Source organism: Algoriphagus sp., assembly GCF_039969895.1.
Lineage (GTDB): Bacteria > Bacteroidota > Bacteroidia > Cytophagales > Cyclobacteriaceae > Algoriphagus.
Map to the genome: position 1 here is coordinate 576,936 of NZ_JBDVMZ010000012.1, position 23,324 is coordinate 600,259.

The 23,324-nt window shown below is 40.1% G+C and carries 22 protein-coding genes; 12 read left to right on the plus strand and 10 right to left on the minus strand.

All coding sequences use genetic code 11. The features are described 5' to 3' along the window. The 7 genes from ABJH64_RS08715 to ABJH64_RS08745 all read right to left on the minus strand — a co-directional run bounded on the left by ABJH64_RS08715 (window position 1) and on the right by ABJH64_RS08745 (window position 8,233). On the minus strand, window positions 1–213 hold the full coding sequence (locus tag ABJH64_RS08715) for a hypothetical protein (protein ID WP_348274516.1): 213 nt from the start codon (window positions 211–213) through the stop codon (window positions 1–3). A gap of 454 nt (window positions 214–667) precedes the next feature. Beyond that, a complete protein-coding gene (locus ABJH64_RS08720) occupies window positions 668–1,798 on the minus strand; it encodes a hypothetical protein (RefSeq protein WP_348274517.1) in 1,131 nt (376 codons plus the stop codon). Window positions 1,799–1,807: 9 nt separating this feature from the next. Continuing rightward, window positions 1,808–2,002 carry a hypothetical protein gene (locus tag ABJH64_RS08725; protein WP_348274518.1) on the minus strand — a complete coding sequence of 65 codons (195 nt, stop codon included), beginning with the start codon at window positions 2,000–2,002 and terminating at the stop codon, window positions 1,808–1,810. 425 nt (window positions 2,003–2,427) lie between these two features. Beyond that, complete coding sequence (locus ABJH64_RS08730) at window positions 2,428–3,537, minus strand: hypothetical protein (protein WP_348274519.1); 1,110 nt, start codon at window positions 3,535–3,537, stop codon at window positions 2,428–2,430. A gap of 18 nt (window positions 3,538–3,555) precedes the next feature. Continuing rightward, window positions 3,556–3,774: a hypothetical protein gene (locus tag ABJH64_RS08735; RefSeq protein ID WP_348274520.1), complete on the minus strand. Its 219-nt coding sequence runs from the start codon at window positions 3,772–3,774 to the stop codon at window positions 3,556–3,558. Between the two features lie 245 nt (window positions 3,775–4,019). Continuing rightward, on the minus strand, window positions 4,020–6,587 hold the full coding sequence (locus ABJH64_RS08740; protein WP_348274521.1) for an adenosylcobalamin-dependent ribonucleoside-diphosphate reductase: 2,568 nt from the start codon (window positions 6,585–6,587) through the stop codon (window positions 4,020–4,022). Window positions 6,588–6,991: 404 nt separating this feature from the next. Continuing rightward, complete coding sequence (locus ABJH64_RS08745) at window positions 6,992–8,233, minus strand: alpha-L-fucosidase (RefSeq protein ID WP_348274522.1); 1,242 nt, start codon at window positions 8,231–8,233, stop codon at window positions 6,992–6,994. Between the two features lie 245 nt (window positions 8,234–8,478). Between ABJH64_RS08745 and rpsU the strand changes: the two genes are divergently transcribed. The 4 genes from rpsU (at window position 8,479) to ABJH64_RS08765 (ending at window position 11,602) form a co-directional block, all read left to right on the plus strand. Next, entirely contained in the window at window positions 8,479–8,673 is a 195-nt protein-coding gene (gene rpsU, locus ABJH64_RS08750; RefSeq protein WP_348274523.1) for a 30S ribosomal protein S21, read from the plus strand. A gap of 129 nt (window positions 8,674–8,802) precedes the next feature. Further along, window positions 8,803–9,687 (plus strand): tyrosine-type recombinase/integrase, encoded by an 885-nt coding sequence (locus ABJH64_RS08755; protein WP_348274524.1) that lies wholly within the window; start codon window positions 8,803–8,805, stop codon window positions 9,685–9,687. 36 nt (window positions 9,688–9,723) lie between these two features. Further along, window positions 9,724–10,029 (plus strand): ribosome-associated translation inhibitor RaiA, encoded by a 306-nt coding sequence (gene raiA / locus ABJH64_RS08760; protein WP_348274525.1) that lies wholly within the window; start codon window positions 9,724–9,726, stop codon window positions 10,027–10,029. Between the two features lie 67 nt (window positions 10,030–10,096). Then, window positions 10,097–11,602, plus strand: a complete 1,506-nt coding sequence (locus tag ABJH64_RS08765; RefSeq protein WP_348274526.1) for a glycosyltransferase family 39 protein — start codon at window positions 10,097–10,099, stop codon at window positions 11,600–11,602. On the opposite strand, the gene ABJH64_RS08770 is transcribed toward ABJH64_RS08765, so the two are convergent. Then, window positions 11,599–13,275 carry a glycosyltransferase family 39 protein gene (locus ABJH64_RS08770; protein ID WP_348274527.1) on the minus strand — a complete coding sequence of 559 codons (1,677 nt, stop codon included), beginning with the start codon at window positions 13,273–13,275 and terminating at the stop codon, window positions 11,599–11,601. The genes ABJH64_RS08765 and ABJH64_RS08770 overlap by 4 nt on opposite strands. 119 nt (window positions 13,276–13,394) lie before the next feature. On the opposite strand from ABJH64_RS08770, the gene ABJH64_RS08775 reads away from it, so the two are divergent. The 8 genes from ABJH64_RS08775 (at window position 13,395) to ABJH64_RS08810 (ending at window position 21,806) form a co-directional block, all read left to right on the plus strand. Then, on the plus strand, window positions 13,395–14,381 hold the full coding sequence (locus tag ABJH64_RS08775; protein WP_348274528.1) for a glycosyltransferase family 2 protein: 987 nt from the start codon (window positions 13,395–13,397) through the stop codon (window positions 14,379–14,381). A 22-nt stretch (window positions 14,382–14,403) separates the two neighbouring features. Then, window positions 14,404–15,282, plus strand: a complete 879-nt coding sequence (locus ABJH64_RS08780; RefSeq protein WP_348274529.1) for a lysylphosphatidylglycerol synthase transmembrane domain-containing protein — start codon at window positions 14,404–14,406, stop codon at window positions 15,280–15,282. Window positions 15,283–15,360: 78 nt separating this feature from the next. Then, the gene (locus ABJH64_RS08785; protein ID WP_348274530.1) at window positions 15,361–16,536 is read left to right on the plus strand and encodes an ATP-binding protein; all 1,176 of its coding nucleotides are present in this window, start codon (window positions 15,361–15,363) and stop codon (window positions 16,534–16,536) included. Window positions 16,537–16,998: 462 nt separating this feature from the next. Beyond that, window positions 16,999–17,814: an orotidine-5'-phosphate decarboxylase gene (gene pyrF, locus ABJH64_RS08790; protein ID WP_348274531.1), complete on the plus strand. Its 816-nt coding sequence runs from the start codon at window positions 16,999–17,001 to the stop codon at window positions 17,812–17,814. 100 nt (window positions 17,815–17,914) lie between these two features. Then, complete coding sequence (locus ABJH64_RS08795) at window positions 17,915–19,210, plus strand: DUF2851 family protein (RefSeq protein WP_348274532.1); 1,296 nt, start codon at window positions 17,915–17,917, stop codon at window positions 19,208–19,210. Between the two features lie 55 nt (window positions 19,211–19,265). Further along, entirely contained in the window at window positions 19,266–19,901 is a 636-nt protein-coding gene (locus tag ABJH64_RS08800) for an acetyltransferase (protein WP_348274533.1), read from the plus strand. 70 nt (window positions 19,902–19,971) lie between these two features. Next, window positions 19,972–20,940 carry a rhodanese-related sulfurtransferase gene (locus ABJH64_RS08805; RefSeq protein WP_348274534.1) on the plus strand — a complete coding sequence of 323 codons (969 nt, stop codon included), beginning with the start codon at window positions 19,972–19,974 and terminating at the stop codon, window positions 20,938–20,940. A gap of 8 nt (window positions 20,941–20,948) precedes the next feature. Further along, window positions 20,949–21,806, plus strand: coding sequence for a nucleoside phosphorylase (locus ABJH64_RS08810; protein ID WP_348274535.1), 858 nt, complete (start codon window positions 20,949–20,951; stop codon window positions 21,804–21,806). Window positions 21,807–21,820: 14 nt separating this feature from the next. Here the strand turns inward: ABJH64_RS08810 and ABJH64_RS08815 are convergent, their stop codons facing one another. Together ABJH64_RS08815 and ABJH64_RS08820 are read right to left on the minus strand one after the other, a co-directional pair. Beyond that, window positions 21,821–22,096 carry a hypothetical protein gene (locus ABJH64_RS08815; protein WP_348274536.1) on the minus strand — a complete coding sequence of 92 codons (276 nt, stop codon included), beginning with the start codon at window positions 22,094–22,096 and terminating at the stop codon, window positions 21,821–21,823. A 110-nt stretch (window positions 22,097–22,206) separates the two neighbouring features. Beyond that, a complete protein-coding gene (locus ABJH64_RS08820; RefSeq protein ID WP_348274537.1) occupies window positions 22,207–22,842 on the minus strand; it encodes a response regulator transcription factor in 636 nt (211 codons plus the stop codon). Window positions 22,843–23,324 lie beyond the last annotated feature (482 nt).

The following is a 23,324-nucleotide window of genomic DNA, read 5'->3' on the forward strand; positions in this document are numbered from 1 at the left end:
TTAGATACAAACAGTCATAGTGTGACAGTCTCCATCTGCACATTGCTCTTCATTATCACATGCCCAAGCGATACAATCGCCACAGTCTGCTACATCACATCCAAACTCATCTACAAAATGAGTACATGGATCATTCTCACCTGCCATCACCGGCTGCACTACCGCAAAGCTTCCCAAAACCATACCTAGTACGGCAAGGGTTAAAATCATCATTTTTTCATATTCGTTTTTGTGTAAAGTTATTTAATTGATTTACTGTCATGACGTTATGAAACTAGGAAATTCTTCTGAATATGAATCTATGAGATACAAGAACTTAACTAGAAAATAGTTGAACGGCTATTTTTTTTGTGGGCGGTAAGAAGAGTTAGAAATATTGACGCTTTTCATTTTTATAAGGTTTATCCTTTGATAAAAACATCAAGCAGTTGATTTAGCAAGTTCAACCATTTGACAACAAAACTGTTTCCTTTACCACTCCTGACGGAAAGCAATCCATGATCGTGGAAGGCGGAGTAACACAATGTGATCGTATTGCTAGCCGAGAAAGTAGTCGCTTAAGCATTTCATCCAACTATATAAAAAAGGTCTCCTGTGTGAATGGGAGACCTTTTTTGGTTTAGCTCTAGGTAGTAAACTATGGAAAAGTTATGGGCAACTAGCTATATTAATCTTCAATAGGCCTAAGGACTGCGCGTTTGATGTATTTCTTATCCTGCTTCATTAGACTTCCCTCGTAAAAATAGAGCGTGTCCTTAGCTACTCCCGCGAGCATGCCTAAGTCTAAAGTGTTTCTAGGATTTTTTGTTTCATACCACCTTTCTTCATCTTTTTTGTATATGAACAAGTTGGTGTAAAATGCATTATTTGGTGCTGCTTCTCTGTTATTCATCCAAGTAGAGATGATGATCTCCTTTTCATTATCAATGACTGTATTGAAATAATGGTTAAAAGGGACTACTTCATCCATTCCTTCACCAGAATTAAAAAGCTCCTGAAAAGAGATAATTTGCTCAGCTCCTAAGGGTTTATAATCAAAGTAGTTACTTTTTGGTAGAGGAATTTCCTCAATTAGTTTTCCGAGATTATCATTATCAAATCGCTGAATCGTTTTTCCATGAGGAAAAGTGAATAAAATTGATTTATCATTTGAATTGAATTCTAAGTAGTCAGTAGGTTTTAATGAACCTTCAACTTTTTTTAACTCTTCTGGATATTCAAGAAATGATGTTTTGACTTTTCCTTTTTCATCGAACAGATAAATTAAATCTCCAGAGTTTCTGTAATAATCAGGATGATAGTTTTCATAAATCGATGATTCTAATTCTACAATAAAACCTGAAAGGATTTTTTTGAATTTTGCTCCAGCAATCTTTGGACGCTTATTGTCAGGTAGGTTTAGCTTCAGTTTATTTAGGAATTGCTTTTTTTCTACATTAAAGGTTAGAATAGATTCACTTCTTTTGTCTAAAATGTAAAGAATTGGATATTCCGAAGCATCAAAGGAAGAAGGAATAAATGGAGCCATTGGATAATCCTTACTTGCTATTTGTCCTACTTCTTCACCATTTGAGCGGATGAAACTAACAGAAGGAGATCTAATGGATGTTATGGCAAGTAGGCTATCTCCTACAAGATTAACTAAATATTGACTATTAATAAAGAATTCCTGCTCTTGAACTAAAATTGAGTCAACAACAACCAAATCAAGCAATTGAGGAATGGCATTCTTTTCAGCTTTAATTTGGCATGCAAATGCTGAAAAGAACGCCAAGAAATAAATACAGCGCTGTCTCATTTATCTCTATTAAATCCCGCAGTCAATTATTGTTGACCCTCCTGGGCATTGCCATGCAAGGCACTCTCCGCAATCTGCATAGCTACATCCTTGTTCGTCTGTAAAATGATCGCAATCATCTACAGGTATATTAGCCTTCACCGGCTGAACCACTCCAAAACTACCCAAAGCCATACCTAGTACGGCGAGGGTTAAAATCATCATTTTTTTCATTTTCATTTATGTGTAAAGTTTTTAATTGATTTACTGTCATGACGTTATGAAACTAGGAAATTCTTCTGAATATGAATCTATGAGATACAAGAACTTAACTAGAAAATAGTTGAACAGCTATTTTTTTTTGTGGGCGGTAAAAAGAGTTAGAAATATTGACTCTTTTCATTTTTAAAAGGTTTATCTTTTGATAAAATCATCAAGCAGTTGATTTAGCAAGTTCAACCAATTGACAACAAAACTGTTTCCTTTACCACTCCTGACGGAAAGCAATCCATGATCGTGGAAGGCGGAGTAACACAATGTGATCGTATTGCTAGCCGAGAAAGTGGTCGCTTAAGCAATTCATCCGAATAGTTAGAAAAGGTCTCCTATATGAATGGGAGACCTTTTTTTGTTTTCCTCTACATGTATCGTTACTCTTCTAAAGCTTTTAATACTGCTCTTTTGATGTATTTTTCATCTTTTAATCTCCCACTTCCTTCGTAAAAATATAAAGTATCATTGACAACCCCGACAAATTTCCCTATGAGTTCAGTGCTCAACGGATTTGAGGTTTCTTTCCATTTGTTTGATGTTTTGTCAAAAACTAATAAATGAGAACTTACTTTAAATGTCTTTAAGTTGTCATTGTTTCTCATCCATGTTGATATATATAATTTTTCTTTACCATCATGTATGAGATCAAAGTAATGAGTTGTAGGGTAATCTAAGTAATTATCAAATTCAACGTTAATTTTTTTATTCAATAATTGAGGAGCAAAGTCGAAAAATCGACTACTTAGAGGTATTTCAATGTCAATTGAATCTTTTTGATTTTTTATATCAATCAATGATATTTTGTTTGAGGTCGAAAAAGAAACCCATAAATTATCATTTTGATAGTTTTGAGATAAGCTTCGATATGGAGCGATATGACTTTTTAAATCTTGAAGTTCTTTTGGATAGTCTTGAAATGAAGAAATAAGGACTCCATTCCTATTGAAAAAACCTAGCACCTTTCCAGATTCTTTATAAAAAGTTAGGTCGTTATTGTCTAGGAATTCTGGGTAGAGTTCAATTATAAAACCATTTTTAGATTCATGAAATATAGATTGAATATGTCTAATCATTTTACCCTCTGGAATATCTAAAGTAATTTTACCTAGATACGAGCTTAGTTCAATATCAAAAATCAATATTGAATTACTTCTTTTATCGAGGATTTTTATTATAGGATAATCAAGTGTTGAAAATCCCGCTGGAAGAAAACTAATATCCATCAAGTCCTTTTCAGAAAGTTTAAATAACAATTCACCTGTTTGAATATTCACTATGCCTAAGGAAGGGATTTTATGGCTTGATATAGCAATAAGAGTATCTCCGATTAGTTTTACTTGAGATACTCCTGTTAAATAGTTGTTATCGTCATTTACTCGTATTGAGTCAACAATTATTAATTCGAGTAATTCAAATTCTGATTCTATATTTTCTTTTTGCCCACAGGAAAAAAAAGAAACTAAAATTATTAAAAAGCAGCGCTGCATTTAACTAATAATTAAAATTTAACAAATTATGTATGATGTTCCTTCTTCTTCCTCATGCTCTTCATTAGGCTGGCACTCGAAATAGGTGCATTCGCCACACTCTCTAAAGAAACATCCAAAATCATCATAAATTTTAGGGCCGCATGGACCTCCTTGAGCCTTCACCGGCTGCACCACCGTAAAACTACCCATAACCATACCTAGTATGGCAAGGGTTAAAATCATCATTTTTTTCATATTCGTTTTTGTGTAAAGTATTTAATTGATTTACTGTCATGACGTTAGGAAACTAGGAAATTGTTTTTAACACGAAGCTATTAGAAACAAGAATTTGACTAAAAAATAGTTGAACGGCGTTTTTTTTTGTGAACGGTTGAAACCATGAGAAATATTCACACTTTTCATTTCTTTACCATATTCCTAAGGCAAAAAAAAGGAAACCCGCAGGCTTCCTTTTTTTATTAAAATGAATTTCCGAATGCTTATCCACACTTGGAAGAACCGCAATCCTTACAGGTCAAGCATCCTTCCTGATAGATTAGATTGACTGATTTGCATTGCTCACAAGCTTGTCCTTTAGCTTTCGTGCCATCTTCCACGTAGCGCTTCACTGCTCGTACTACACCGTTTTTCCAGGTATTGATAGACTCGTTATCCAACTGTAAACTATTGATAAGATCCACGATCTTGTCTATCGGCATACCGTAGCGAAGTGTACTGGAGATCAGTTTGGCGTAGTTCCAATACTCAGGATCAAACTTATGTGACAAGCCTTCTATAGTCGTCTTATAGCCTCTGGCATTCTTGTACTGGAAGTCATAGCGGGAGTTACCGTCTTCATTTCTATTTTTAATGATCAATCCATTATTCACCCATCTAGGAATTAAGATGCCATCTTCGTCATCTGCCAAACCAGTGAATACCTCATAAGGTCTTCCGTCGATTAGCCCGATAAATGCGATCCACTTTTCTTTATTGTTTTGAAAGCGAACTACATCAGCTTCCAATACTTGTGGTCTTTTGGTAGGAAAAGGAGTGAGTGAACCTTCTAATACTTCACTTTCTTCTTCTTTTTTCTCCTCGTTTGAGATTAATACTCCAGATCTCGAGCCATCTCTATATACTGTCACTCCCTTACATCCAGCTTCCCAGGCTTCCATATATAATTGCCCCACTAGCTCCTCAGTAGCATCGTTTGGTAGATTGATGGTTACAGAGATGGAGTGATCGACCCATTTCTGCACAGCACCTTGCATGCTCACCTTGCTCATCCAATCCACATCGTTGGAAGTAGCCAGATAGTAAGGAGACTTCTTGATGATCTCATCCAATTCTGATTGTGGGTAGTTTTTAGTAGTATCTATCCCGTTGACTTCCATCCACTGCTTGAACCTATGGTGGAATACCACATATTCTTCCCACGAATCACCCACTTCATCTACGAAATCAACACGAACATTCTTGTCATTTGGATTGACCTTTCTTCTTCTCTTGTAAACTGGCATAAATACCGGTTCAATCCCTGAGGAAGTCTGCGTCATTAGGCTGGTAGTTCCAGTAGGAGCGATGGTCAATAGCGCAATATTTCTTCTACCATATTCTAACATTTCGTAGTAAAGCTTCTCATCAGCCTCTTTCAATCGCAGGATAAAAGGATTATTTTTTTCACGCTCTGCATCAAAAATGGCAAATGGACCTCTGTCTTTGGCTGTATAAACAGATGCTCTGTAGGCTTCAATACCTAAAGTTTTGTGCACTTCCACAGAGAAGTTATTTCCTTCTTCGCTTCCGTATCTGATTCCCAATGCAGCAAGCATATCGCCTTCTGCGGTAATGCCTATTCCCGTTCTTCTACCTTCTTCTGCCTTTTTCTGAATATTTAGCCATAGGTTTCTTTCTGTGGCTTTCACCTCATCTTGTTCTGGATCAGCATCGATTTTGGCTAGGATTGCATCTATTTTCTCGAGTTCTAGATCGATGATATCATCCATCATGCGCTGAGCTGCGTGGATATGCTTTTTGAACAGCTCAAAATTAAACTTCGCCTCCGGAGTGAATGGATCCTCTACGTAAGAGAAAAGGTTGATCGCCAATAAGCGGCACGAATCGTAAGGACAGAGCGGAATCTCTCCACATGGGTTGGTCGAAACAGTCTTGTAGCCTAAGTCGGCATAGCAATCTGGAACCGACTCATTGATAATGGTATCCCAAAAGAGAATTCCTGGCTCAGCTGATTTCCATGCATTATGCACGATTTTCTTCCAAATTCTCGTGGCTTCTATAGTCTTAGAAAATTTCGGAGTTTCGCTGAAGATTGGATATTTCTGAACGTATTCGGAATTAGATTTGACTGCTTTCATAAATTCGTCATCGATTCTAACGGATACGTTTGCCCCAGTTACTTTTCCTTGCTCCAGCTTAGCATCTATGAAGTCCTCAGAATCTGGGTGATTGATAGAAACTGAAAGCATCAGCGCACCTCGGCGACCATCCTGAGCTACTTCTCTAGTTGAGTTTGAATAGCGCTCCATGAAAGGAACGATGCCTGTAGAGGTCAACGCGGAGTTTTTAACCGGAGAGCTTTTTGGACGAATATGAGATAAATCATGACCCACTCCACCACGACGCTTCATGAGCTGCACTTGCTCCTGATCGATCTTCATGATTCCGCCATAGGAATCAGACTCACCATTATTTCCTATCACAAAGCAATTGGAAAGGGATGCGATCTGGTAGGGATTTCCAATTCCAGCCATCGGACTGCCCTGAGGCACGATGTATTTGAAGTCCTTGATCAGGTCAAAAATTTCGGTTTCAGATAGCGGATTGCTGTATCGGGATTCTATTCTAGCCAGTTCTTTCGCAATCCTAGTATGCATGTCATTAGGTGTGGACTCATACAGGTTGCCATCGGAATCCTTCAGCGCGTACTTGTTGATCCACACCCGAGCGGCTAGCTCATCTCCTTTGAAATAGGCTGATGAAGCTTCGAAGGCTTCCTCTTGCGTGTATGTTTTGGGTTTGGCCTTGGTGTCAATCTGTGTGCTCATTTTCTTAAGGATTTAAAAATTCGGAATGTCATTATGAATACTTGAAGTAAGCGAAAATTTCAATTCTAAAAAATGAGTATAATCAACAAGTTTACAATAAAAAATCATAACTAATTGTAAATCAGAATTATGTAAATTTCAAATGACTGAAAAGTTTACAAAAAAATTTATTCACAGTTATTTCATTAGAAAACAATTTGTTGAGAATATCCGACTAGACGTAGCTGATTTCCATAGGTTTTAAAAAGCCTTAGCCTTATTGCTGCGGATATTTCATGATTTTGGAGGTGACAAAAACTAAGCAGACAAGTCGTAAACCTAAGTTATAGTCATAGAGATAGTGAGTGTAATTTGATCGTTAGACTGTAGGATTCAGAATATACAAAAACTCAAAACTGATTGGCTTAATTGCTCTCAATCACCTGACCTTTTTCTCTATAAAGATCCACAGGGCCATCCAGCAATACTGCTAGTACCGTAATGTCTTTGTCATAGACATGGTCAGGAATGTCTATATATTTCATACCAGGGACTGCGCTCCAGTACATTTTACCTACTTCTCTGGCCTGGAGCTTGGTGCCATTTCCCACTACCCATACGCGTTGAATTTTGTTTTTCAGGCCTTTAATGGCAAGGGATTCATTCACCTTATAGTCCAAATAAATATAAAGTATTGTCTTGTCTTTGGATAGGGTAGTTGGAGCATAGATATGTCCATCGGGAATGCCTGCCTGCGTTTCATAGATAGCAGATTCATGCTTGGTAGTCCAGCGGCCAAACTCCTGGAGGATATCTTCGGCCTGCTGTGGAATAGATCCGTCAGGTTTCGGCCCAAAATCAAGCAATAGGTTTCCTCCCATGTGAAGGCAATCGACAAATATCCTAAGAAGCTCACTTGGGCTCTTATACTGATCATCGTTTGCCTGATATCCCCAGCTATTGTTCATGGTCATGCAAAGCTCCCAAAATTTACTAGAGGGTCTTGTCACAGGAACTCCTTGTTCAGGAGTAGCATAATCGCCAAACCCTGGCCCTAATCGAGAATTGATGATCAAATCAGAATTATAAGATTGAAGTTTCTCTTTCAACTCCGCGCTTTTCCATTCTTCGGGCTTGTGCTCCCAGTCCCCATCAAACCAATACAGATCTGGATTGTAAGTACTGGATAGCTCGCTTAGTTGCTCGAAGTTGAAATTCACAAATTTTTGAAAGCGTTCTGGGTCATTTTTATAGCGAAAGATTTCTCGAGTTTTTCTATCATAGTCTGGGTGAGACCAATCCAACACAGAGTAATATATTCCTCTTTTCAGTCCTTCACTTTCTAATGCCTTCATGAAAGGTCCTACCAGATCTTTTCCAGCGGGCGTTTTTTTGACAACGGAGAGATCTGATGCTTTCGTGTCCCATAGTGCCACGCCATCGTGGTGTTTTGCCGTCAGGACTGCGTATTTTGCACCGCTGGATTTGATGAGTTTCGCCCACTTTTCAGGATCGTAATGAGATGCGGTGAAACCAGAAAGCTGTTTCATGTAATCATCATAGCTGATGTAATCATTGAAAAAAGACCAAGATTCGTCTATTCCATTCACAGAATAGATTCCCCAATGAATAAAAATTCCAAGTTTCGCATCTTCGAACCATTCCATTTTTTCAGGATTTTCTTGAGAAAAACCTGAAGTGGATTGATAGAAAAATACTATCAGGATGCCGATTGCTGAGAAACAGCCTTTGCAAGAGTTACTAATGTTCACGTCGATGAAATTGAGATTTGTGATAAATTTAGGCAAAATGCCCTATATATCAAGATCTAGAAAAGAGTTTAATGTAAGTGAGGCTATTGTATTTAGAATAATATCAATACCTTTGTGCCCACGAAAGGGGGTGTATAGATATGATCATAGTTAACGTAAAAGAGAACGAATCAATCGAGAAAGCGCTAAAGCGTTTCAAAAAGAAGTTTGACAAGACTGGTGCAGTCCGTGAACTTCGTGCGAGACAAGCTTTCACTAAGCCTTCTGTAAAAAACAGAGCTCAGAAAATCAAAGCAGCTTATAAGCAGCATCTTCAAGAAGCAGCTAACGGTTAAGCTGAATTGAATAGTAAATATCAGACGCACTTGCCATCAGGCAGGTGCGTTTTTTTTGTTTCCGCTAGTACTTTTGTTCGGAAATTATTCACATTTTTTTTCCATCTTATCATCCAAGTTAAGTGACACATGATCGATTCGTTTATCAATTATTTGGAGTTTGAGAAAAGGGCGAGTCCACATACCGTGGATGCATATCGTCGTGATTTGGGTCAGTTAGAAGAGTTTTTGGAGCTTTCTTTTGAAATAAATGATATTTCTCTCGGTACTCATTCTGAGCTCCGGGCATGGGTGATCGATCTGGTAGATAGCGGGTTGAGTGCTACTTCGGTCAATCGGAAAATCGCCACGCTGAGGTCGTATTACAAGTTTTTGCTCAGATCGAGGATCATTTCAGCCGATCCAACGTATAAGTTAAAAAGCCTTAAAACTCCCAAGAAACTCCCTGAATTTGTACAGGAATCGGCGATAGAATCCGTTCTTAATGAAAGCGTCTATGAATCGACCTTCGAAGGACAACGGGACAAAATGGTGATGGAGTTTCTCTACCTTACCGGAGTCAGACTGTCCGAATTGGTTGGGATGAAATGGTCTGATATCAACCTGATTGAGGATTCGGTGAAGGTGCTTGGAAAGAGGAAAAAGGAAAGAATTATACCTATTACAAAAGGCTTAAAACAGAATATTTTGTTGTATAAAAAAGTATTTGAGGAAAGGTTTTCTAAAGTTGGTCAAAGTGACTATTTTATTGTCAGTAATCAACAAAAGCAAAGTTACCCTATGATGATTTTTCGTATCGTCAGGCACTATTTAGATCTTTTTGCGCAGACATCTAAGCGTAGTCCACACGTGCTGAGACATACTTTCGCCACTCATCTCCTCAACAAAGGTGCAGACTTGAACGCCGTGAAAGATTTGCTAGGTCATGCAAATCTCGCCGCCACTCAGGTCTATACGCACAATTCCATGGAAAAACTTAAGGCTGTGTTCGAACAGGCACATCCAAAAGCTTAATATAAATTATTTGTTCACCACTAAATGCAAAGGATTATGAAACTGCAGATGCACTCCATCCATTTTGACGCCGATCGAAAACTGATCGACTTTATTCAGAGAAAAGCTGACAAACTGGATACTTACTATGATCAGATCATAGACGGAGAGGTTTTTTTGAGGCTCGACAAAAACGACAGCAACGCTAATAAATTGGTAGAAATCAAACTCAATGTGCCAGGAAAGCAATTCTTTGCCAAGACGCAGGCTGATTCCTTTGAAGCTGCTTCTGATGATGCGATAGAAGGATTGAGACGACAAATCAAGAAATACAAAGAAAAAGTAGTCCTGGCTAAGCAGTAAAGGCTTAGGATTGTAATTTTGCAGCACCTCTCAAAATACGGGAGGTGCTTTTTTTATTCAATATCCTATGCAGAAGTCTCCGAATTATCCACTATATTTTTGGTTAAGTACAATTGGCCTTGTGATCGCCAAGATTTTATTTACGCTACGTCCGGAGATTGACCTGTTCACCGAAGAGGCCCAATATTGGCTTTGGTCACAGAATATGGCTTGGCATTATTACTCCAAGCCACCACTGGTGGCAGTACTCAATTATATCAGCACCGCGATTTTGGGAAATACCGAGTTGGGTATTCGTATCAATGCGATTCTTTTAGGTATTGGTATGTCGTGGATAACTTTTCTTTTTGGTAAGCACCTGTATTCTCCTAAAATAGGGTTTTGGTCAGCGATGATTCTACAGGCTATGCCACTCTGGTGGCTTGCTTCCACTTTTCATATGACTGATTCTGCGCTTACTTTCTTCTGGGGATTAGGTGTTTATTTTGCCTATCGAGGTTTGGAGGAGGGGAAAAAAACCTGGTGGATCTGGGCTGGTGTAGCTACGGCCTTTGGCTTGATGGCTAAAGTTGTGATGATGCTGATCTTTCCATTTCTGCTCATTTACCTTATTTTGGCTAAAAAATGGAAGGCTCAAAGCAAGAATTTCATCGTGTTCGTGTTGATCAGTTTGCTAGGCTTTATCCCTGCCTTGATCTGGAATTGGCAGAACGATTTTAACACCGTAAAACACTTGTTAGCTTTAGGTGGAGGTGGCGGAAAGGCTGAAGCATTTGACACTGGAAAGGCATTTGCTAGATTCTTCGAATATCTGGGCGGGCAGCTGGCAATGATTTCTATTTTCTTATTGCCACTATTTTTTGGTGCTTTTAGAAACGTTATCAGAACGAAAAACCAGAAAGAAATTTATTTGCTGATGCCGGCATTGATGTCCTGGGCTGCTTTTGCCGGCTTGAGTTTATTGACTTCAATCGAAGTAAATTGGCCGGTGTTTGCATACGGAAGTTTAGCGATTTTGATGGCTGCTTGGATTTGCGAGCAAAGTTTGACTTGGCTGAAAATCCGGAATTGGGGAGTTGGCTTAAGTATAAGCTTGCCTTTGTTTTTTCTGCTTCCTGATTTTACTTTCCTGAAAAGTATTTCCCCCATCAAAAATGCTGAGAAAGCTGCTTTCAGAAGAATGGCTGGCTACGAACCGTTGGCTGAGAAGTTAGTAGCCCTGAGAGATACCTTGGGAATACAAGACTCCTTCATTTTCTCAGAAACCTACCACATGGCTTCTGAGCTTTCTTTTTACCTGCCTGAGCATCCACAGACTTATATGCTGAATATGGGAGCTAGGAAAAATCAATTTGATCTTTGGCCCGGTTTGGAGCAGTTTGTTGGAAAAGATAAAGTTGGGATTTTCGTCAGCTGGAATTATGATTCACCTGGTGAATTTGCCGATTTCCAGGAATTGATCTACGAAGAGGAGTTGCCGATAAGTTTCCGAGGCGAGTCTCTTCGAGTTGCTAAAATTCAAGTTTGGAGGAAGTTGGTAGAATTCAATCCTTATCTCCCAGAAACGTATTAATTAGCCTTTTTCTCCAGCCAATAATAGATCTTCCCATTCTCTTTTACTAAAGAATCAAAGGCGGGGGCACTCAAGTTTTGAAGTAGGAAAGGGATTTTTTTAGAGTCCCAATTCACCGAGCCCACTTGAATCTGGTATGCTGACTCTGACAATAATGCAAGGTATCTATCCTCTACGATCAGATACTTAAACCTAGATGATTTCTCCAGCAGCTCATCGTCAGTCAGGTTTTTTTCTCCTGTCAAATCAGTCATGTAATAATCAGGGCCTAGGTAAACTCTGATTTTACTACTCGTGTGAATATTTCCTATAAAGCCGATTTCTTCTTTTTTGTCAATATCATTTGCTGCTACAAATGCTTTTATTTGTTCGCCCTGCTCGGGGAGTGATATTTTTGCCGTGACTGTAGAGAGAAGGAAAAATAGAAGCAAGAAAGAATAAGAAAGTGCTTTGGGAAGTTTTTGACTAATTATAGTCAGTCTGAAAAGATAAGCTAGAATCAAAAAGCCCAAGAAGATTTGTAGATAAATCCAAGCTGTGCTACCCAATTGAATGTTGATCCAAAGGCCAAAAACGCCTACAATCAGACAGAGCATTAGGAAAAACCAAGTGCTGATTTTAAGCCCTTTTGCCCTCAATTCAAACCCTCCTCTCACCAATAGCCAACCTAGTAAAACAGCAAGAACTGGTGCTACAGGTAGTAAATAGCGCTCATAGAATTTGCTTGTCATGGCTCCCATTCCCAAAATGGCTAATCCCCACAAAAGTGCGAAACCAAAGAAAACAGCGTTTTCAGCCCAAGCTTTCTTTGTACTTTCTTTAATTTTTGGAATAACTAAAAGTATCCAAGGAATATAAATAGCAATCAGAATACCCAAGGCAAGCAACCCATTCTTCAAAATCAAGAGGTACCTGGAAGTCACTCTGCCGCCGACTTGATCTTCCAAAAAGCTGTCAAGGTAGGTAGGTCCGTGGATTTGATACATGGCTACAAACCAGAAGAAGGCGACGAAAAGAGCTAGTGCTATTGAGGGAAGGTGGAGAAATGTTTTAGCTGATATCCTTTTCCAAGGGTTAAATAGAAGATAGAGAATACCAATTCCGCATAGTGCGATGGCGGGTAGGCCTTTTATTTCTATAGCAAATGCTAAACTGAGGTAGAGGATCCACAGGTATTTTTTTGGAGCTTGATCACCAAATCGAATCAACCCCGCAAAACCAACAGCACCGAGCGTCATGGTCAAGCCAAGCAAAACATCTGGAATGGAGCGTGTTGCGGATAAAATTAACACAGGATTTGCAGCGATGATGAGCGCTGAGATTCCAGCTACTTTTTTGTCCTCAAAGAGTATTTTGGCAAGCCAATAGGTGGCACCTACGGTTAATGCTCCAGCGAGTAAAAAGAAAATCCTAGAAGAAAATGCGCTGACTCCAAAAAGCTTGAAACCTGCTAGCACCACCCAATAAGTGCCTATTGGTTTACGAAATCGAAGTTCACCATTTCCCAGATAGGTAGTCAGGTAATCTCCATTTTGGAGCATTTTCACAGCTGCATCGGTGTAATACATTTCGTCAGGGAAATGCATGTGGAAGCTCAGTGCAAACGGGCCAACAAGAATGGCAAATGCCGCCATAACCACCCAAGGATTAATCTGGTAATCTTTTAAAGACATGGCGCAAAGATAATCTTATTGAACTTTGTCGCGCCAAATTTTCGTTGGCTTCCGAAAGCCAATCCAAGCTTTTTTGTCCTAGGAAGTAATTTCCCGTATTTTTGACAAAATTTTATAGCATGTCCAAGCCACTCATTTCCGTAGTAATTACTGTTTATAACGAAGAGGATAATATCCAGCCGCTTCTAGAGCAAACTTATTCAGCGCTATCGGCGATAGATTACGAGGTGATTTTGATCGAAGATGGCTCCACCGACCGTACAGTCGCTGAGGTGAAAAAGTATGCGAATAGCCGTACCAAGCTGATCATTTTCAACAGAAACTTTGGACAGACTACTGCTCTAGCGGCTGGGATCGATATGGCAACCGGTGAATACATCTGTACCATGGATGGGGATTTGCAAAACGATCCAACGGACATTCCTGTGATGCTTCAAAAAGCGATAGACGAGGAATGGGATGTAGTCGCAGGTCGTAGAGCGAATAGAAAAGATGGATTTGTGCTTAGAAAGATACCAAGTAAAATTGCGAACTGGGTGATCAGAAATACGACTAAAGTTTACTTGAAAGACTATGGTTGTACTCTTCGTGTTTACAAGGCTGAGATCGCTCAGGGAATGGGGCTTTATGGTGAATTGCACCGATTCATTCCTGTGCTGGCGAAGCAGCAAGGTGCAAAAATGACTGAAATGGATGTAAAGCATCATCCACGAATCCACGGAGAATCCAAGTATGGCTTGAGCCGTACCTTCAAAGTGATGTCAGATTTGATTCTGATGCTATTTTTTCAAAAGTACTTTCAGCGACCAATACACTTGTTTGGAGGCATTGGTATTATCGCGTTTCTGATTGGCTTGTTGATCAATTTTTACCTTCTCATCCTGAAGCTAATGGGAGAGGATATCTGGGGTAGGCCGATTATGATTCTGGGCTTTATCTTGGTGCTGGGCGGTATTCAGTTTATCACCACAGGGATTATTGCAGAGATCATAGTCCGTACATATTTTGAATCTCAGGATAAGACTACGTATAGTATAAAGTCTGTTTATCAAGGCGTGCTAGCTCCAGTTGTCGGAATGGCGTCAGCTAGCGATAGCTCCTTGTAAATGTTAATTCAGCAATAGCATTTTGGCAAAAACAGAGAGTTCTCATAAGAAGAGGTTTACGACTGCCTTGAAGCTGGTTTTGACTAGTTTGGCTCTCTTTCTGGTTTTTCGAAAAATAAATACAAATCAACTTTTGGAGATTGTCAAGACCATTCGATGGGCTTGGTTGATTCCAGCTGTTTTGATTTTTGTGTTGAGTAAATTGTTTACTGCTTTTCGCCTTAATCTATACTTCAAAGATATCGGCCTTTTCATCTCCGAAAAGCTAAATCTAAAGCTTTACCTGATCGGTATGTTCTACAACCTCTTCCTTCCTGGTGGAATCGGAGGAGATGGTTATAAGGTGTATTTGTTGAATAAGCAGTATCAAACTCCGGTAAGATCCCTGGTCCAAGCCTCTTTGTTGGATCGATTGGGAGGTTTGGTGGCCATTGTTTTTCTGTTGCTTGTGTTGATTCTTCCGGTGGATTTGAGCTTGCCTTTCGCTTCGCAAATTCCTTGGGAGATTTTGGTGGGGATAGCTGCTTTACTGGTTTTTCCAGCTTTTTGGCTCCTGCAAAAGCTATTGTTTAAATCCTTTCTACCCTCCTTCTGGAAAGCGAATGCCTGGTCGATGGCTGGCCAAGTAGCTCAGCTAGTTTGCGCATGGTTTATTCTAAAAAGCTTGGGAGTGACAGAGAATTTCTTGGCTTATCAACTGGTTTTTCTGCTTTCTTCGATCGTGGCAGTGCTTCCTTTGACAATCGGAGGAGTTGGTGCACGTGAACTTGTTTTCGTCTATGCGCACACTTATGCAGGCATTGATGAAGCGACTGCGGTGGCTTTCAGTTTGATCTTTTTCTTGATCACAGCGATGGTTTCTCTCACAGGATCTATGATTGCAATTAATTTTGAAGATTAATAGTTAAAAGTTTGTTATCCAATGAAATAAGAAAAAATCATCCTTGTATATTTAAAATCAAATTTTAAATTTGCAAGGATGATTGTACGAGATTTGATACTGAAACTGCAAGAATTGATGCCCGACTTTCCGGCTATTGCTATTCTTGGACCACGCCAAGTAGGTAAAACTACCTTAGCGCAAGAGCTTGTGGAAACTATAGCTCTTCAGTCTATTTATTTAGATCTCGAAAGCCCTTCAGACCGAAGCAAGCTAGCTGAGCCTGAGCAATACTTTGATCTTCACGAAGGCCATTTGATTATTCTTGATGAGATTCAGCGCATGCCTGATCTATTTCCCCTTATGAGAGGAGTGATAGATCGGAGGAGAAAAAAGGGCTTGCGATCTTGTCAATTCCTGATCTTGGGTTCAGCCTCTTTAGATCTTATCCGACAATCGTCCGAATCCCTAGCAGGACGAATCGCCTATGAGGAACTTCCAGGCTTTAATGTGCTGGAAGTCGATTCGATAGAAGGTCATGTGGAAAAGCTATGGCTTCGTGGAGGTTTCCCGGATAGTTTTCTAGCTAGTTCGGATAGATCCAGCATGACATGGCGAGGGAATTTCATCATGACATATTTGGAAAGAGACATACCGCAGATCGCGCAATTTGTCCCTGCGACTCGACTTCGCAGGCTATGGACCATGCTCGCGCATCAGCAAGGTCAGCTAATCAACTTTTCCAAACTTGGAGCGAGTCTTGATCTGACCTCACCTACGGTGAAAAGCTATGTGGAAATGCTGGAGGATCTTTTGCTGATTCGCTCACTTCGTCCTTGGTTGGTGAATGTGGGGAAGCGGCTGGTGAAATCTCCCAAGATTTACATCCGGGATTCTGGGATTACACATGCTTTATTGAACTTGACTAAACTCGATGATCTGCTTGGACATCCAGTAGTGGGAGGAAGCTGGGAAGGATTTATCATTGAAAATATTCTTTCTGTCTTACCAAATGGAGCGGATTATGGCTTTTACAGAACTACTGCTGGAGCGGAGCTTGACTTAGTACTAAGTCTGAATGGAGAAATTTGGGCGCTAGAAATCAAGCGAACGCTGAGCCCAAAGCTTTCGAAGGGTTTTATGATAGCGGTGGAAGATGTGGAAGCAGTTCATCGCTATTTTATCTACGCAGGTCAAGATGAATTTCCTTTGGGGGAAAACACTAGTGCGATAGGTTTAGCAGGATTTATGAGAAAAATAAAGGAAGGCTTTTGAGGCCTTCCTTTTTCGCTTTACGAAAATTTCTGTCTCCTACTTATTAACAGCATTTGGGAATCGAAATCTCAGGTAGTAGGTTTTTTGGTTTGAGAATATTTATCAAAAATCATTTTTTGACTTAATTGACTGTTTGATTTTGCTATCTATTTATGTGTCTTTTCTGCGAATTTGCTGAAGGTAAATGCTAAGGCTAGTATTATTATTCCATAGGAAAGTAACGACCCTATTAATTGAAGCCACATAGGCTTGGGACTTGAAAATATCTGTGTAAAAATTAGATCGAACGTAGCTAGACAGAAGAAGCCAATTATCAATCTGATTTTGAGATTTTTACTTAGCATTTTAAACATGAAAGAAAATTAATAAGTACAGGTGTAAAATAGCTTATCGGTGGCATTTTACTTATCATTTTTCGAACTAGATCTGAATTCCCTACCTTTGCTAAAATCCCAAAACCCCATGACTCGAGCAGAACTTTTCTCCCAAATCCAGAAAAAATCATCCTTTCTATGCGTAGGTCTAGACGCTGATTTGGATAAGATTCCTGCTCATTTGAAGTCTGAACCTGATCCGATTTTCAGCTTTTGCAAAGCAATAATCGAGGAAACTTCTGATTACGCTGTGGCCTATAAGCCAAATATTGCCTTTTTCGAAGCGTTGGGTCCTCAAGGTTGGGAGACGCTGCAGAAGGTTACTGAACTTATCCCGAAGGAGATTTTCACCATAGCCGATGCCAAGCGAGGAGATATTGGAAACACTTCCAAACTCTATGCAAAGGCATTTTTCGAGAAAATGGATTTCGATTCTGTGACAGTTGCCCCTTACATGGGAGCGGATAGCGTGACGCCATTTTTGGAGTTCGAGGACAAATGGGTGATTCTCTTGGCTTTGACTTCCAATGCCGGATCGATGGATTTCCAGTTGATCAAAGACGAAAATGGCAAGCCTCTCTATCAAACGGTTTTGGAAAAAAGTCAGGAGTGGGGCACTCATGAAAACCTGATGTATGTGGTTGGCGCCACACGTGGAGAATTGATCGGCGAAGTCAGAAAAGTTGTTCCTGATCATTTTTTCCTAGTTCCTGGAGTTGGAACGCAGGGTGGAAGCTTAGCTGATGTCGCCAAGTTTGGTATGAATGCGCAATGTGGACTTCTGGTAAATTCCAGCCGTGGGGTTATTTACGCTTCCGGGGAAAAAGACTTTGCCAAAGTGGCTAGGCAAGAAGCTAAGAAACTGCAAGAAGAGATGGAGAGGTTACTTGAAAAGTACCTTTGAAGGTAAATACAACTAGCTAAAATTTTGAGAGTCAGGGTTTCCTGACTTTTTTATTTTTAAGCTTTTGGTTAAATTCCCTTCACTTTTAACCTCTACTTTTATGACATTCAAAGAAGACTTTTTACAACTCGTCTGGAAATATCAGTATTTCGAAAAGGCGAAACTGCGCACGACTGCTGGAGAGGAATTGAAAATAATACAGGTTGGTTTTCATAACCAAAGCGAAGGGCCTGATTTCAGAGATTCAATAGTGGTAATCGACCAAGTGACACTCCATGGTCATGTGGAAGTGCATCGATTGGCTAGCGAATGGAAGCAGCATGCGCATGGTGGTAATCCAGCCTACAATTCTGTGGTACTTCATGTGGTCTGGGAAAATGACTTCGAAGTCCTCCGAAATGATGGGACAGCTATGCCCACGCTGGAGTTGAAAGGATTGATTTTCTTGGATGTCTGGAGGAATTATGAGCAAATGCTAGATTACAAAGCTGACTTGCCCTGTTCTCATGGGCTAAAAGATGTGCCGGAAATCGTACGATTTTCTACTTTGGAAAGAGCCTTGGTAGAGCGATTGCAAGAAAAATCTTCCCTGATTTTGGATATCCTCAAATCCACTACAGATAACTGGGAAGAAACTGCTTATCGTTGGTTATTCAGTTGTTTTGGTTTCAAAACAAACAGCCAAGCCATGGGAGAGCTGGCGGCTTTGGTTCCCAATAAAATTCTCCAGAAGCATAGAAATCAATTGCCGGTTTTGGAAGCCATACTTTTTGGACAGGCGGGATTACTTCCATTGGAGTCTGATGAGCCTTATGTGCTATTCCTGATTCGGGAGTTTGAATTTTATCAGAAAAAATATGGGTGGACTCAAGGAATGAAGCGGCAACATTGGACCTTTATGGGGGTGAGGCCAAGTAATTTTCCGACGATCAGGATTGCTCAATTGGCTGCGATTTTGGCTAATGCCCCAAATCTACTCCAATCTGTCATGCAAGACTCTCAGAATTTTGCAAGCTTCAAATTGCTCCTGAAAGTAAAGCCCAGCGAATATTGGCAGTATCATTTTAGTTTTGGAAAGTCATCAGAGCGACAGGCAAGCACTGGAATTTCTAGTACTGCTGTGGAGCTGTTGGTGATCAACTACGTGGTTCCGCTCTGGTTTGCGTACGGGCGATATTATGAGGAGTCGGATTGGCAGGAGCGTTGTTTTGACTTGTTGCAGGAGATCTCGGCAGAGAATAATCACATCATCCGTCGCTTTCAAACTCACAGTTGGTCAGCTGCCAATGGCTTTGATTCACAAGGGATGATTGGTTTATTCAAGAATTATTGCCAGCCTAAAAAGTGTTTGCAATGCAAGATTGCCCAAGTGCTGATCAAATCAGAATCCAAGTAATTTTTGGGTAAGCCAGTGAATTCCTGTATTTTTGCAGCCTGAATTGCAAAAAACTATGGAAAAACCAGTTATAATTTTTGGGGCAAAAGGTATTGCTCACCCCGCACTTGAGATTTTCAACAGTAACAATGTCGTGGTTTATGGTTTTTTGGACGAAGATGAAAAGATCCATGGAAAAGAAATTAATACTGTTTCAGTCCTTGGAAATCCTGAGGATGATGGCTTTTTGAAATTGATTGGACAAAAAACCGAGGCGTTTGTAGCGGAGGAAAATCCAAAATACCGCAAGTTCTTAGTAGAGCTTCTGAACGACAGACGCAAGGTTCAACCCGTGAATGCGATTCATCAGCGAGCCTATATTTCTACGGATGCCATCATTGGTCATGGTAATTTTATCAATGCGAATGTCAATATCGGTGCGGGAGCTCAGATTGGTAGCCATTGTATTATCAATTCGGCAGCTGTGATCGAACATAAAGCTGTTCTGGGAGATTTTGTGCAGATCGGGGCGGGCTCAGTGGTGAATTCCGATGTGATTATTGAAGACGGAGCTTTTATCGGGTCTGGAGCTACGATTGTGTCTGGTGTGACCATTGGGAAAAATGCGCGTGTGGGCGCTGGATCCGTAGTAATAGCTACTGTCGGATCGAATGAAACTGTGTTTGGCAATCCTGCTGCAAAAGTGAAGTAAATTTGAAATTTGAAATTTCTAATCCCAAATAATAAATCCCTAAACACCCTGCCGCAACAGGGCTATCGTTATGGAAAACAAAAACTATCAAATCCTCCTTTATTACTGCTACGCCAAGATTGAGAACCCTGAAGAATACCGTGAGCAGCATCACCTTTTTTGTGTAGAAAATAACATCCGTGGACGGATCATCATTTCTGATGAGGGACTAAACGGTACGGTTTCCGGCTTGGTGGAAGACTGCCAGAAATACATGGCTTACATTCATGCCGATGAGCGCTTTGCAAAGACGGAATTCAAGATTGATGCTCATGATACCCATGCCTTTACTAAGATTCATGTGCGTTATAAGCCGGAGATTGTTCACAGCGCATTGAGACATCTCGATCCAAACGTGAGAACAGGTAAACATTTAGACCCTAAGGAATTCAAGAAATTGAAAGATCAGGAGGATGTAGTGATCCTGGATGTGCGCTCAAATTATGAGCACGAACTAGGGCGTTTTAAAAATGCATTGACCCTCGATATTGACAACTTTCGTGATTTTCCCGAAAAAGTAAAAGAACTAGAGCATCTGAAAGGAAAGAAAGTTCTGACTTATTGTACGGGCGGAATTAAATGTGAAAAAGCCTCTGCATTTCTATTAGAGCAAGGTTTTGAGGATGTTTATCAATTGCATGGCGGAATCATCAAATACGGTATGGAAGCTGGCGGAGAGGATTTTGAAGGGAAATGCTACGTGTTTGACAATAGAATAGCGGTAGATGTAAATAAGGTGAATCCAAAAATCGTTTCTACCTGCCATGTCTGTGGTACACCTTCTGATCGTATGGTGAACTGTGCTAATCAGACTTGTAATGCACATGTACCTATGTGCGAAAAGTGCGGATGGGAAATGGAAGGTGCCTGCTCCACCGAGTGCAAGGATACCCCAGAGAAGCGGGTCTATGATGGGACGGGATATTATCAAAAAAATACCAATGGATATAATCCCTACAAAGGGTTAGTCCGTAAACCCAAGGATAAATCTAACGCTTAGTCTGTAACGTGAGCCGACAAATTCCAGAATCCGAATTGATTTTGAATGCTGATGGAAGCATTTATCACCTTCATTTGAAGCCAGATAATCTGGCTTCTCTTGTATTTACAGTGGGCGATCCTGATCGGGTGCCTATGGTGTCCAGATATTTTGATCAGCTTGATTTCAAGGTTAGTAAGCGTGAGTTTGTCACGCATACCGGCCGTCTCAATGGTAAACGCGTCTCTGTAATGAGTACAGGCATGGGGACGGATAACGTGGAGATTTTGATGACCGAGCTGGATTCTCTTGTGAATGTAGATCTCACTACTCATCGAGTGAAACCAATGGAGAAGAGTTTGGAAATCATTCGTCTCGGGACATCGGGAAGCATGCAGGCCGATATTCCTGTTGGTAGCCTACTAGCCAGCGAAGTAGCCGTAGGCATAGATACCTTGATGCAATTCTATCCTTCACTGGAAGGATCTCAAGCTTGGGCGAGTTTGGTACAGAAGACGCTAGATCTTTCCTTTTTGCCTTACCAAGCTTCGGCTTCCAGTGACTTGCTTCAAAAATTACCTTCTGATTTTTATCGGGGAGTGACACTTACTGCGCCGGGATTTTATGCGCCACAAGGAAGGGAAGTTAGACTGAAGCCAAAACTTGACGATATGATTGGACGGCTAGGCGCATTGGAAATTGACGGGCTGAAAATGACGAATTTCGAAATGGAGACAGCCGGATACTATGCCATGGGCAAACTTTTGAATCATCGCATGCTCAGTCTGAACGCTATCGTGGCTAATAGACCTACTGGAGAATTTGATAAGGAAGCTGAAAAAACCGTAGATCGTATGATCCGCGCAGCTCTAGATGTTTTCTGCTGAAAAAATATCACCCTTTAGGCTTGGAATTGATTCTGGTAGATTGGCTTCTCAATTTTGAAGTCCTCCCACTCATGGTAATCAATATCCTGAATTATCTTATTCATGAATTCTGCACACTCCTGCTTGCAGAGGTAGATGCCAAATAGCGCTTCACTCTTGTTGACAAGAAAAGTTCTGCTGCTGTCAAACATTCGTACGAGATCTTTCCAGGACCCCAAAACGAGAAGTTCATCACGATTTTTTATGGTTTGGATTACTTTAAAATCCCCCTGAAGACTTGAAATTTTCATAGCACAAAAAGTTTGGTAGTTGAATTATTTATTCAAACCTACCCAAAAATGAAAGGTGACTCAATACGTATTAACACGTATTTTTTCTCTTTTCAGACCAAAAAATGTCATTAGTCGATTAAGCCCCGATTTTTTTGGGCCCAGATGAGTAGGGAATTATGCTTTTTCTCCAAATTCAACTTTGTAATCATATTACTTCTATGCTTGTCCACGGTGCGTTCTGAAATAAACAATTGATTGGCAATTTCTTTGGTCGAAAGTCCCACGGAGATCAATCGGAGGATTTTTATTTCCGAAGGCGTCAGCGGATTTTCATCGGATTGCAATTTGTTTTCCTTCATGCCTTCAAATATCTTTTCGCTAAAAAATTGTCCGCCGCTTAGAACTTTTGAGACAGCTTTTGAAAGATCTTCAAGTGCAAAATCCTTGAGGATGTATCCGGACAAATTCAATTCCTTGGCTTGATGATAGAGGTAAAGCTCCTTATGCAGAGTCAGTAAAATCACTTTGGTGTCCAAGCCTAGTTTTCTACATTCTACCGCAATTTCCAGCCCTGTTTTGTGGGGCATATCCATGTCCAAAATAGCAAGTTGTGGCTTGTGTTGTATAATTAGATTGATGGCACTTTGCCCTTCGTTAGCTATTCCTAAGATGTCTAGGTCCAATTCATCCAAGAAATCTTTCAATCCTTTGAGTAAGATTGGGTGATCATCTGCAATTACTACTGTTGGCTTTTGAGTTGACATTGACCTATTTACTTTAAAATTCAGATTTACTTACTGTTGAAGGAGATCGTGGTTGAGTGCGAATTGACCATATTTTTATTTGATGCTAATTAAGGAAATCAAAAAACCACAAAGAAAAACTTAAAGCAACGCCTTCCAAAAATTTGATCAACTCAGTACTTTTTTCTTTGATCTCGTGACGTGGTAGGGAGTAAAGCAAACAAGACTTGATCTAATCAACTAATTTTATCATAAAAAAGCTGATCATCGGTAAATATAAGGGTTCCTTTAAAATCAGAACTATTAAAATCACATTTGAAGCTTAAGATTGGATAAAGCTTGCCTTTGAAAGGGTTAAAACTCTCGCTATCCTGACATTTGTCCACAAATCAAGTTTTCAATCAACATCAAAACCTTGCTGGATTATTAAGGTTAGTAAAGGTGTACTGTTTGCAAATAGTTAATTCACAGTTTTTTAGGAACTGCTAATTGCATCTGTGAGA